Consider the following 10,749-nt stretch of genomic DNA (forward strand, 5'->3'; position numbering starts at 1 on the left):
CTTCATATTTTATCGCTTCATAATATTCATTTCGTTTACATTGATGGTCGCCTTATTACGGAAGACTGCCATCAAAATCGCAAGTCCAACCGCTGCTTCTGCAGCAGCAACTGTGATTGTAAATACGGTAAAAATTTGACCTGTAATATTCGCATATAAACCAAACCTAGAGAATGCGATTAAATTTACATTGACTGCATTAAGCATCAATTCAACTGATAATAGAACAATAATCGCATTCTTCTTTGATAATAATCCATATATACCGAGAGAGAATAATATCGCTCCAACTGCTAGATAAGCCCCCAATGGTACCATCTATTCTTCACTCTCCTTTTTTGCCAACACGATTGCCCCTACCAGTGCAACAAGTAGAAGAACGGAAGCAAGCTCGAATGGAATGACATATTTAGTGAAAACTGTTTCACCAATAGCCATCACATTGTTTGCTCCAAGATCTGAGGTTTCAGTTGGCCAATACTTATTCGTGATAAAGATTCCATATAGGAAGAACCCGCCAACCATGATCGTACTTAAAATAGAAAGGGCAGTATGCCATTTTCTCTTGATTTTAACCCCTTCATCTTTATGTTGGGTCATCATCGTACCCATTACCATCATGATTGTAATTGCGCCTGCATAAATAAGCACCTGTACAAAAGCAAGATATTCCGCTTTTAACAAGATGAATAACCCTGCTACACCCATGAAAGATAAACCGATTGAGAGGACCATATGAACAACCTTATTCAGGTTCAACATAAAGACTCCCCCGCTGATAGCCATCAGTGCGAACAGGAAGAAAGCAATATATTGACCGGTCATCAATGATTCTCCTCCCTCACATTTTGATTATTGTTGTCTAACCATTTAAGGTCTTTAAGCAAGTTATCACGGCTATACGTTGCTAATTCATAGTTATTAGACATGACAATTGCTTCAGTTGGACAAACCTCAGTACATAAATCACATAAGATACAAATTTCGAAGTTAATATCATATGTGTCAATCACTTTACCTTTTTTCTCAGGATCTGGATTTGGTTTGCCTACTAAGGTAATACAACCGGTTGGGCATATTCTTGCACATTGGTTACAGACGATACATTTATCAGGTTCAAAATGTTGGATGCCACGAAAGCGCTTGGGCATAATAACTGGCTCATCTGGATACTTATATGTTACTTTTGGCTCTTTTAGCTGCTTCAAAGTAAATCCTAATCCTTTAAAAAATCCTGTACCCCACACGTGAATTTCACCCCGCTTTAAAATATCGTTTTAAACAATGCTGTAACCATCACGTTTAATAGTGCTAATGGAATTAACACTTTCCAGGCAAACCCCATCAATTGGTCTGTCTTGACACGTGGGAAGGTTGATCGAGCCCAGAATAGATAGAAAACGAGCATTAAGAACTTAAGAATAAACCATACAATTCCAGGTATAAAATCTAAACCAAATGGAGCATCCCAGCCTCCAAAGAATAGAACGGTCATTAAACTGGATAAAGCAAATATATAAACATACTCAGATAACATAAAGAATGCGAAACGGAAACCACTATATTCAACATGGTATCCAGCAACTAATTCGTTTTCTGCTTCTGGTAAGTCAAATGGTGTACGGTTTAATTCAGCATTCCCCGCAATCAAGAAGATAATAAATCCTAAGAATTGTGGGAAAATGAACCAAACGCCATTTTCTTGTTGTGCTTTTACGATATCTATTAAGTTTAGACTACCTGTCATTAAAACAATGCCTAAAAAGGACATAATCAATGGAACTTCATAACTAATCATTTGTGCGACAGAACGCATTCCACCCATGATTGAGTACTTATTGTTAGAAGCCCAACCACCTAGTAAAATACCCGTAATCGTTAAGCTAGATAAAGCTCCATAATATAGGAGTCCGACATTTACATCGGCAAAATATAATTTCTCAGTATATGGAATGACAGCGATAATGGCAAATGCTGGTGTATAAGCAATAATTGGTGCGATCAAGAAAAGGATTCGATCTGCTTTTGCAGGAACAACGTCCTCTTTAATCATAAGCTTTAACACGTCCGCCACCGTCTGAAATAATCCATATGGTCCTACACGGTTAGGGCCTTTACGTAGTTGCATCCAACCGATTATTTTACGTTCAAAGTAAATCGCATACATAACAAATAATAGAACGACTAATAGAACAGCAACTGCTAGTAAAATCATCATGAATAAATTAAGCCATGAAAAAGGTTGAGATAAAAGAGCCTCCATTAAGCGTCAACCTCCCCTAATACAATATCGATCGCCCCTAGAACGGCAGGAATATCGGCCATCGTCCTGCCAATCAATAACTTAGGCAAGAGCTGTAGATTTACAAAGGAAGGTCTTCTAAGTTTTAAACGGTATGGTTTGTCTTTTCCTTTGCTCACAAGATATACACCTAATTCTCCTTTAGAGGATTCCATTCTTGTGTAAACTTCTCCTTCAGGTGCTCTGAGTACCTTTGGCACTTTACCCATAATTTCGCCGGATTCTGGAAATTGCTCTACTGCTTGTTCAAGAATTCGCAAAGACTGAATCATTTCTTCCATACGTACCATATAACGATCATAAACATCACCTGTTGTACCTACAGGTACGTCAAACTCAAATCGATCATAGATTGAGTAGGTTTGGTTTTTACGAATATCAAATTTTACATTGGAACCACGTAACACTGGGCCTGATAAACCATAGTTAATCGCAGTTTCTCCATCATATACCGCAATATTTTTAACACGTGCTAAGAAAATTTCATTCCCTGTTACAAGTGTGTGATATTCTTTGATCTTTTCTCTCATATATGGCACGAATTTGCCAACCTTTTCAATCCATCCTTCAGGCGCATCCCATTTTACCCCGCCAACTCTCATATAGTTGAAGGTTAGGCGTGCACCGGAAAGTTCATTTAGCATATCAATAATCATTTCGCGATCACGGAATGCAAATAAGAATGGAGAAATCGCTCCTAAGTCTAAAAGGTTAGTTCCCCACCATACCAAGTGACTTGCAATCCGACTTAATTCCATCGCAATAACCCTTAAGTATTCGGCACGCTCTGGGACTTGAACTCCCATCAGGGTTTCAACGGCCTGTACTAGAGCATAGTTATTAGTCATGGAGGATAAGTAGTCTAAGCGGTCTGTATAGGGAATAATTTGAGTATAGTTAAGATCTTCTGCTAATTTTTCTGTTCCTCGATGTAAGTAACCGATAACCGGAATGGCTTCTTTTATGATTTCACCATCTACTTTAACCACAAGACGGAATACTCCGTGTGTACTAGGATGTTGTGGTCCAACGTTAAGTAGCATTTCTTCAGTACGAAGTTCTGCCATTTCTTTTACACCTCCTCATCGTATGGCTTGTAATCTTTCCTTAATGGGTGTCCTACCCAATCATCTGGAAGTAAGATACGAGAGATTTGGCGTCCGGTAAATCCTATTCCTAACAAGTCATAGGCTTCTCTTTCATGCCAATCTGCTGTTGCCCAAATATCCATTACTGTCGGTACACTCCCACCATCGCGCTCTGTTTGTACTTTTACTGTTAAGTATTCATCGCGAGAATAAGAATAAAAGTGATAGACTACTTCCATATATTTTTCATAGTCAACACCTGCTAGATTCATAAGATAGTCAAACTTCATCTGGTCATGACTATGTAGAAGCTTTGCAACATCATGCCAGTATTCTTTATCGATCACCAATACAGGCATATGAGCGTTTGGCTCATTGATAAATGATTCTTTTATCGCTTCCTCGCCTACTTGCTCTGTAATGATGTTAATATACGCATCAAGCTTTGGCTGATTAGGTGAAGGTACTTTAACTTCATCAGACATTTTCGATTGGCACCTTCTTTCCAGTCTTCGCTTCATAACGAATTTTTTCTTGTAATTTGTTTACACCATAGATAATGGCTGCAGGACTTGGAGGACAACCAGGAATGTATACATCAACCGGGACAATTTGGTCAACCCCTTTGACCACTGAATATGAGTTGACATATGGACCACCTGCTGTTGCACATACCCCAATTGCTACGACCCACTTTGGTTCTGGCATTTGTTCATATAAGCGGCGGACAAGTGGAGCCATTTTCTTTGTTACTGTTCCAGCTACCATCATGACATCTGATTGACGTGGTGATGCACGGAAAATAACACCAAAACGGTCAAAATCATAGTGTGAACCACCTGTTCCCATCATTTCAATCGCGCAACAAGCAAGACCGAATGTTAATGGCCATAGTGAATTACTACGCGCCCATCCTTTTACTTGTTCTAATGTGGTTAATAACACATTACGCTCTAATTCTTGTTGTTCTTCTGGTGTGATACCTTCAAGATTTATTCCCATGTTAACACCTTCTTCTTCCAAGCGTATGCAAGGCCAACCACAAGCATAAAGATAAAGATCGTCATTTCAATCAATGAAAATAGACCTAGTTTATCAAATGCGACGGCCCAAGGATAAAGGAATACGGTTTCAACATCAAACACTACGAACAATAATGCAAAAAGATAGTATCTGACATTGAACTGGACCATGGCGTCTCCTGTAGGGATAATACCACTTTCATACGTTGATGTCTTTCCTTTAGTAGGATTATGTGGTCTTAAAAACGGACCAATGACCCAAATCGTAGCAAATGGCAAGAAGATCCCTAAAAGAAGGAAGATAGCCATCATTAGATAACTGTTGCCATAAATCTGCTCCATCTACACTTCCCCTCCACAAAAAATTTTAATATCTTAACCTTTGTCCACCATGACAAATTAGTGAACAAATTGCTTTTCCATCTTCTATAATACTAAATTCCACTATTTTTTCATAGAAATTTTTCTAATTTATTTGTGTATTGCCTCACAATGTGCTTAACTTAACGTTACATATTTATGTTTTACAAAAAAAATTATGATCGGTATTGTATATTCCAACGCGCTCCGTTGTCCGTGCATTTCTTTAAATAAAATATGCGGTGAAAAAGCAGTCCTCGAACGAGAACTGCTTTTGATGTTTATTTTCTTTCTGATACACGGATACGGTTTAACGCACGCTGTAAAGCGGCTTGAGCACGTTTAAAGTCCCAGTCCTCTTTTCCTGTTGTGGCTAAACGACTCTCCGCTCTTTCCTTTGCAGCGATTGCGCGATTCACGTCAATTTCCTCAGGAAGCTCCGCTGTTTCTGCGAGAATAATTACTTTGTTCTCATTTACTTCCAAAAATCCTCCACTGATCGCAATGAGCTGTTCTTTGCCATCTTTCTTAATGCGAACAGGAGAAATGACAAGAGGTGTTACAAAAGGAGCATGTTTCGGGAGAATTCCTAGTTCACCCATTTCCCCTCTTACAATCACCATGTTGACATCATCACTATACACCTTACGCTCAGGCGTCACGATTTCTAATCGAATCGTACTCATTTATTCATCCTTCCCTTCATCAGGGGTCCTGTTACATTTTCTTCGCTTTTTCCACAGCTTCTTCAATGGTTCCCACATAAAGAAAAGCTGCTTCTGGAAGATCATCGTGTTTGCCTTCTAAGATTTCCTTGAATCCACGAACCGTTTCTTTTACTGGTACATATTTCCCAGAGATTCCTGTAAATTGTTCAGCTACGTGGAATGGCTGTGATAAGAAACGTTGAATTTTACGAGCACGAGCTACAGTTAGTTTATCTTCATCGGATAATTCATCCATACCTAAAATCGCAATGATATCTTGAAGTTCTTTATAACGTGCTAAGATCTTTTGCACGCCACGAGCCACTTCATAATGTTCTTGTCCAACGATTGCAGGTGAAAGCATACGTGATGTAGAAGCTAATGGATCCACCGCGGGATAAATTCCAAGCTCAGCAATTTTACGATCCAAGTTGGTGGTCGCATCTAAGTGAGCAAACGTGGTCGCTGGCGCTGGGTCAGTATAATCGTCCGCAGGCACATAAATCGCTTGAATCGATGTAACAGATCCTTTCTTTGTAGACGTAATTCTTTCTTGTAATTGACCCATCTCTGTTGCTAATGTGGGTTGATAACCAACGGCAGATGGCATACGCCCCAATAGTGCTGACACTTCAGAACCTGCTTGGGTAAAGCGGAAGATATTATCAATGAATAATAAAACGTCCTGACCTTCATAATCACGGAAATATTCAGCCATGGTAAGACCAGTTAATGCTACACGCAAACGTGCCCCAGGTGGCTCATTCATCTGACCGAATACCATCGATGTTTTACTGATAACGCCAGAGTCCTTCATTTCATGGTATAAGTCGTTCCCTTCACGAGTCCGTTCACCAACCCCTGCGAAGACGGATAGACCACCATGTTCTTGAGCGATATTGTTAATTAACTCCTGAATTAAAACGGTTTTTCCTACTCCTGCACCACCAAAGAGTCCAATCTTACCTCCCTTTGCATAAGGTGCAAGTAGGTCAACCACTTTAATCCCTGTTTCAAGAATTTCTTCTTGTGTAGATAATTCTTCAAATGCGGGTGCCTTGCGATGAATTGGATGATATACTTCAGCGTTGACTTCGCCAGCTTCATCTACAGGCTGCCCTAACACATTAAATACACGCCCTAATGTTGCCCGTCCAACAGGAACATTGACAGGTTTTCCTGTATCTACCGCTTCCAATCCACGGACTAGTCCATCCGTGGATGCCATAGCAACGCAACGAACCACATTATCTCCTAAGTGAAGAGCTGCTTCAACGACAAGGTCAATGTCTTTTTCACCAGAAGATTGCGCTTTATGTTTAATAGTAATCGCATTATAAATTTCAGGTAATGAGCCACGTTCAAATTCTATGTCTACAACTGGACCCATTACTGCTACGATGCGCCCTGTGTTCATCGATGTACCTCCTTACGATTATAAAAATTAGGATAAAGCGTTGGCACCACCAACGATCTCAGAGATCTCTTGTGTAATCGATGCCTGTCTAGCACGGTTATAGTTCAGTGTTAAGGTTTGAATCATTTCTTCTGCGTTATCTGTTGCATTGCCCATTGCTGTCATCCTTGCACCATGTTCACTTGCTTTTGCATTCAAATAGGCACTATAGATTAGTGTTTCAGCATAACGTGGCAATAAACTTCCTAGCACTTGTTTGGCAGAAGGCTCAAAATCATATTGAGTCGCTGATCCTTCCTTTGTTTCCTCTAAATCCACCAAAGGAAGTAATTTCTTTTCCGTAGGAACCTGTTGAATCGCACTTATAAACTCGTTATAAACGAGGTATAATTCATCAAATAAACCCTCTGCATACATATTCACTGCTGTTCTAGCAATGTTTTTGATGTCAGCAAAAGTTGGCGAGTCAGAAAGTCCTACGATTTCACCAATTATTGGATAGTTACGCTTCTTAAAGAAGTCTCGTCCTTTACGACCAATTACGAAGATAACATATTCATCTACGGATTTGTGTCTTTCTTTGATCGCCATGGTTACTTTACGTAAAATATTTGCATTATAACCACCTGCTAATCCACGATCAGAAGTAATGACTAAATAGCCTGTTTTCTTTACTTCGCGAACTTCTAGTAAAGGGTGGTCAACTTGATCTGTTCCTGCGGCAAGTGCAGCGATTACTTCTTTCATTTTCTCTGCATAAGGGCGTGAACTTTCTGCCCTTTCTTGCGCACGGCGTAATTTCGCCGCATCGACCATCTTCATCGCCTTAGTAATCTGTTTCGTACTTTGGACACTTCTGATTCTACGCTTTATTTCACGAATTCCTTGCATTTTTTAGTTCACCACCTTAACAAACAATTTTGCCGATGCAAAGTTGTTCAGGAAGTCGAAATTGGAATTATGATTTTGAAGGAACAAAAGTCTTTTTAAACTCATCAATGGCACGAGAAAGCTTTTCTTCTGTATCACTTGCTAAGTCTTTTGTTTCACGGATCGTTGCTAAAATTTCTGGATGCGAAGTATCCATAAAGGTTAACAATTCTTTTTCAAAACGTTTTACATCTTCTAAAAGAACGTCATCTAAAAATCCTTTAATGGCTGAGAAAATAGAAACAACTTGTTTTTCAACAGGCATTGGTTGATATTGGTCTTGCTTCAAGATTTCCATTGTACGCTCGCCTCGTGTCAAACGAGCTTGTGTTGCTTTATCTAAATCTGACCCAAATTGAGCAAATGCTGCTAATTCGCGGTATTGTGCAAGGTCAAGACGCAATGTACCTGCTACCTTTTTCATCGCCTTAATCTGAGCGCTTCCTCCTACACGAGATACAGATAAACCAACACTAACTGCTGGTCGCATACCTGCATAGAAAAGATCAGACTCAAGGAAAATTTGGCCATCTGTGATCGAAATCACGTTTGTTGGAATATAAGCAGAAACATCTCCTGCTTGTGTTTCGATAAATGGAAGGGCTGTTAATGATCCTCCACCTAATGCATCACTTAATTTTGCAGCACGTTCAAGTAAGCGTGAATGAAGATAGAATACGTCTCCAGGATAAGCTTCACGACCTGGTGGACGGCGTAATAATAGTGATAGCTCACGATAAGCGGCTGCTTGTTTTGATAAGTCATCATATACAACGAGTACATGTTGCCCCTTATACATAAAGTATTCTCCCATTGAGACTCCTGCATAAGGTGCCAAGTACAAGAGTGGTGCTGGTTCAGAGGCATTAGCAGTAACTACAATCGTATAATCCATTGCACCGTGTTTACGTAGTGTTTCCACTACTCCTGCCACAGTAGATTGCTTTTGACCAATTGCAACATAGATACAAATCATATTTTGGCCTTTTTGGTTGATAATGGTATCAATCGCAATGGCAGTTTTACCTGTTTGGCGATCTCCGATGATTAACTCCCGCTGTCCACGACCAATTGGTACCATGGAATCAATCGCCTTAATTCCTGTTTGCATTGGCTCATGAACAGATTTACGATGAATAACACCAGGTGCTGGTGATTCAATTGGACGATACTCTGTTGTTTGGATTGGGCCAAGTCCATCTACTGGCTGTCCAAGTGGATTCACAACCCGGCCAAGTAATGCCTCTCCAACAGGTACTTCCATAATACGTCCTGTACGTTTTACTTGATCTCCTTCGCGGATCTCTGTATATGGACCGAGGATAATGACACCCACGTTATGTTCTTCAAGGTTAAGAGCCATTCCCATGACACCATTAGCAAACTCTAATAGTTCACCGGCCATTACCTGTTCAAGACCATGAATACGGGCGATTCCATCCCCTACCTGAATCACAGTACCAACGTCTGCAATTTCAATTTCTGATCGGTATGATTCAATCTGCTGTCTAATAAGCGAGCTGATTTCTTCAGGTCTGATACTCATTTTTCCACCCCTATCTTTAAACTCGCGATGCCACAAGGCTTCTTTTTATCTCATGTAATTTCTTTTTAAGGCTTCCATCGTATAGACGGTCTCCTATTCGGATGATCATTCCGCCTACAATCGTTGGATCAACGATATTATGTAAGCGAATTGTTTTCCCAAATTTTCTCTGAAGTGAGTGTTCGATTTCTTCTCTTTCAGTCCTCGCAAGTTGTACGGCGGTGATTGCAGTGACGTCTGCTATCCCGCGTACCTCATTTGCTAGTTTAATATATTCTTGTAAGACGCCTTCAAGATATTCTTCTCGTCCACTGTCTACAAGCTGAAAAAGGAAATTTTTTGTAATCAGATCAATCGATTCACCAAAAGCATTGTCGATGATCTGTTTTTTCTTTTCTCCTTCAACTAAAGGATGGCGCAAAAAGGAGAGAAAACCCTCTGTCTCATTGAATACTTTTGAAATGAGTTTTAAATTTTCTTCTACTTGATCTAATAACCCCTTTGAATTTGCTACTTCAAATAACGCTTTCGCATAACGTTTTGCAACAAGGCTATTCATCATAGGCTTTCCCCTACTTGTTTCATAAACTCATCAATCAATTTAGATTGTTCTTTTGTGTCAAGTTCTTTTTCAATAATTTTGGATGCTAGCAATACGGATAAGGAGCCTACTTGCTCACGTAAAGCTGCTACGGCCTTTTCTTGTTCAAGTTGAATCTCTTGAATCGCTTGATCTTTCATCCGCTCTGCTTCGCGTTTTGCAGTTTCCATAATTTCATCTGCTTGTTTTATACTAGAAACTCGAGCACGCTCAATTATTTCTTGAGCTTCAATTCTTGCCTTTTGGATGGCTTCGTTTTGCTCTTTAATCAATTGTTCAGCTTCTTGGCGATTTTTTTCTGCCATTTTGATTTCATTTTGGATGCGTTCTTGTCGTTGGACCATCACTTTAACCAATGGACCAAATGCATATCTCTTTAACAGGAGATATAATAAGGCAAAGGCTATAATCTGGATGAAAAAACTGCCTAAAGCAATTTCCACAAAAGTCACTCCCTTCACAAATAAGTAAAAACGGGATACGAAAAAGGAAGGCGGGGACTTATCCCCCCCTACCAACTTATCTAAATGTCACATTATCTTGTGAATAGAATAATAAATGCAAATACAGCTACGATAATAGGTAATGCCTCGATTAGACCTACACCGATAAACATTGTGGTTTGTAAGAAACCTCTAGATTCAGGCTGACGAGCAATCCCTTCTACTGTACGTTGAATAACCCATGCGTTTCCAAGACTTGCTCCTAAAGCCGCCAAACCAATAGCTATTGCTGCTGCTAATATTTCCATGAAAAATTTCCTCCTTAAAAATTAA

Annotated in this window: 15 protein-coding genes; all 15 read right to left on the reverse strand. The window is 39.7% G+C overall.

What is annotated here, in order from left to right; all coding sequences use genetic code 11:
* Positions 1-9: 9 nt before the first annotated feature.
* Positions 10-318, reverse strand: coding sequence for an NADH-quinone oxidoreductase subunit NuoK (nuoK, locus tag TEPIDINF_RS11010; RefSeq protein WP_069798347.1), 309 nt, complete (start codon positions 316-318; stop codon positions 10-12).
* Positions 319-825 (reverse strand): NADH-quinone oxidoreductase subunit J, encoded by a 507-nt coding sequence (locus tag TEPIDINF_RS11015; protein WP_068726605.1) that lies wholly within the window; start codon positions 823-825, stop codon positions 319-321.
* A complete protein-coding gene (gene nuoI, locus TEPIDINF_RS11020) occupies positions 825-1,247 on the reverse strand; it encodes an NADH-quinone oxidoreductase subunit NuoI (protein WP_068726608.1) in 423 nt (140 codons plus the stop codon). Before nuoI ends, TEPIDINF_RS11015 begins: the two co-directional genes overlap by 1 nt.
* Positions 1,248-1,264: 17 nt before the next feature.
* The gene (gene nuoH, locus TEPIDINF_RS11025; protein ID WP_421692002.1) at positions 1,265-2,263 is read right to left on the reverse strand and encodes an NADH-quinone oxidoreductase subunit NuoH; all 999 of its coding nucleotides are present in this window, start codon (positions 2,261-2,263) and stop codon (positions 1,265-1,267) included.
* Positions 2,263-3,369, reverse strand: a complete 1,107-nt coding sequence (locus tag TEPIDINF_RS11030) for an NADH-quinone oxidoreductase subunit D (RefSeq protein ID WP_069798343.1) — start codon at positions 3,367-3,369, stop codon at positions 2,263-2,265. Before TEPIDINF_RS11030 ends, nuoH begins: the two co-directional genes overlap by 1 nt.
* 5 nt (positions 3,370-3,374) lie before the next feature.
* Positions 3,375-3,875 (reverse strand): NADH-quinone oxidoreductase subunit C, encoded by a 501-nt coding sequence (locus tag TEPIDINF_RS11035; protein ID WP_069798341.1) that lies wholly within the window; start codon positions 3,873-3,875, stop codon positions 3,375-3,377.
* On the reverse strand, positions 3,868-4,392 hold the full coding sequence (locus tag TEPIDINF_RS11040) for a NuoB/complex I 20 kDa subunit family protein (RefSeq protein ID WP_069798339.1): 525 nt from the start codon (positions 4,390-4,392) through the stop codon (positions 3,868-3,870). Before TEPIDINF_RS11040 ends, TEPIDINF_RS11035 begins: the two co-directional genes overlap by 8 nt.
* A complete protein-coding gene (locus tag TEPIDINF_RS11045) occupies positions 4,383-4,754 on the reverse strand; it encodes an NADH-quinone oxidoreductase subunit A (RefSeq protein WP_068726620.1) in 372 nt (123 codons plus the stop codon). The genes TEPIDINF_RS11040 and TEPIDINF_RS11045 overlap by 10 nt, the downstream gene beginning before the upstream one ends.
* Before the next feature lie 299 nt (positions 4,755-5,053).
* Entirely contained in the window at positions 5,054-5,458 is a 405-nt protein-coding gene (locus TEPIDINF_RS11050; protein ID WP_068726622.1) for a F0F1 ATP synthase subunit epsilon, read from the reverse strand.
* 31 nt (positions 5,459-5,489) lie between these two features.
* Positions 5,490-6,896, reverse strand: a complete 1,407-nt coding sequence (gene atpD, locus TEPIDINF_RS11055; RefSeq protein ID WP_068726624.1) for a F0F1 ATP synthase subunit beta — start codon at positions 6,894-6,896, stop codon at positions 5,490-5,492.
* 27 nt (positions 6,897-6,923) lie between these two features.
* Positions 6,924-7,787, reverse strand: a complete 864-nt coding sequence (gene atpG, locus TEPIDINF_RS11060) for an ATP synthase F1 subunit gamma (RefSeq protein ID WP_068726627.1) — start codon at positions 7,785-7,787, stop codon at positions 6,924-6,926.
* A gap of 67 nt (positions 7,788-7,854) precedes the next feature.
* Positions 7,855-9,372: a F0F1 ATP synthase subunit alpha gene (atpA, locus tag TEPIDINF_RS11065; protein WP_068726629.1), complete on the reverse strand. Its 1,518-nt coding sequence runs from the start codon at positions 9,370-9,372 to the stop codon at positions 7,855-7,857.
* Between the two features lie 16 nt (positions 9,373-9,388).
* Positions 9,389-9,934 carry a F0F1 ATP synthase subunit delta gene (locus TEPIDINF_RS11070; protein ID WP_069798335.1) on the reverse strand — a complete coding sequence of 182 codons (546 nt, stop codon included), beginning with the start codon at positions 9,932-9,934 and terminating at the stop codon, positions 9,389-9,391.
* Positions 9,931-10,416, reverse strand: a complete 486-nt coding sequence (atpF, locus tag TEPIDINF_RS11075) for a F0F1 ATP synthase subunit B (RefSeq protein WP_069798333.1) — start codon at positions 10,414-10,416, stop codon at positions 9,931-9,933. The genes TEPIDINF_RS11070 and atpF overlap by 4 nt, the downstream gene beginning before the upstream one ends.
* 92 nt (positions 10,417-10,508) lie before the next feature.
* Positions 10,509-10,724: a F0F1 ATP synthase subunit C gene (gene atpE / locus TEPIDINF_RS11080; RefSeq protein ID WP_069798331.1), complete on the reverse strand. Its 216-nt coding sequence runs from the start codon at positions 10,722-10,724 to the stop codon at positions 10,509-10,511.
* Positions 10,725-10,749: the final 25 nt, after the last annotated feature.

The organism is Tepidibacillus infernus (assembly GCF_048898065.1).
In the GTDB taxonomy this organism is placed as follows: Bacteria; Bacillota; Bacilli; order Tepidibacillales; family Tepidibacillaceae; genus Tepidibacillus_B; species Tepidibacillus_B infernus.

Bases quoted from the DNA above. Each gene is read 5' to 3' on its own strand.
- TEPIDINF_RS11035 (WP_069798341.1), bottom strand. From the start codon at position 3,875: ATGTCTGATGAAGTTAAAGTACCTTCACCTAATCAGCCAAAGCTTGAT.
- nuoH (WP_421692002.1), bottom strand. From the start codon at position 2,263: ATGGAGGCTCTTTTATCTCAACCTTTTTCATGGCTTAATTTATTCATG.
- TEPIDINF_RS11030 (WP_069798343.1), bottom strand. From the start codon at position 3,369: ATGGCAGAACTTCGTACTGAAGAAATGCTACTTAACGTTGGACCACAA.
- TEPIDINF_RS11070 (WP_069798335.1), bottom strand. From the start codon at position 9,934: ATGATGAATAGCCTTGTTGCAAAACGTTATGCGAAAGCGTTATTTGAA.
- atpA (WP_068726629.1), bottom strand. From the start codon at position 9,372: ATGAGTATCAGACCTGAAGAAATCAGCTCGCTTATTAGACAGCAGATT.
- atpE (WP_069798331.1), bottom strand. From the start codon at position 10,724: ATGGAAATATTAGCAGCAGCAATAGCTATTGGTTTGGCGGCTTTAGGA.
- TEPIDINF_RS11045 (WP_068726620.1), bottom strand. From the start codon at position 4,754: ATGGAGCAGATTTATGGCAACAGTTATCTAATGATGGCTATCTTCCTT.
- atpD (WP_068726624.1), bottom strand. From the start codon at position 6,896: ATGAACACAGGGCGCATCGTAGCAGTAATGGGTCCAGTTGTAGACATA.
- TEPIDINF_RS11015 (WP_068726605.1), bottom strand. From the start codon at position 825: ATGACCGGTCAATATATTGCTTTCTTCCTGTTCGCACTGATGGCTATC.
- TEPIDINF_RS11050 (WP_068726622.1), bottom strand. From the start codon at position 5,458: ATGAGTACGATTCGATTAGAAATCGTGACGCCTGAGCGTAAGGTGTAT.
- atpG (WP_068726627.1), bottom strand. From the start codon at position 7,787: ATGCAAGGAATTCGTGAAATAAAGCGTAGAATCAGAAGTGTCCAAAGT.
- nuoK (WP_069798347.1), bottom strand. From the start codon at position 318: ATGGTACCATTGGGGGCTTATCTAGCAGTTGGAGCGATATTATTCTCT.
- TEPIDINF_RS11040 (WP_069798339.1), bottom strand. From the start codon at position 4,392: ATGGGAATAAATCTTGAAGGTATCACACCAGAAGAACAACAAGAATTA.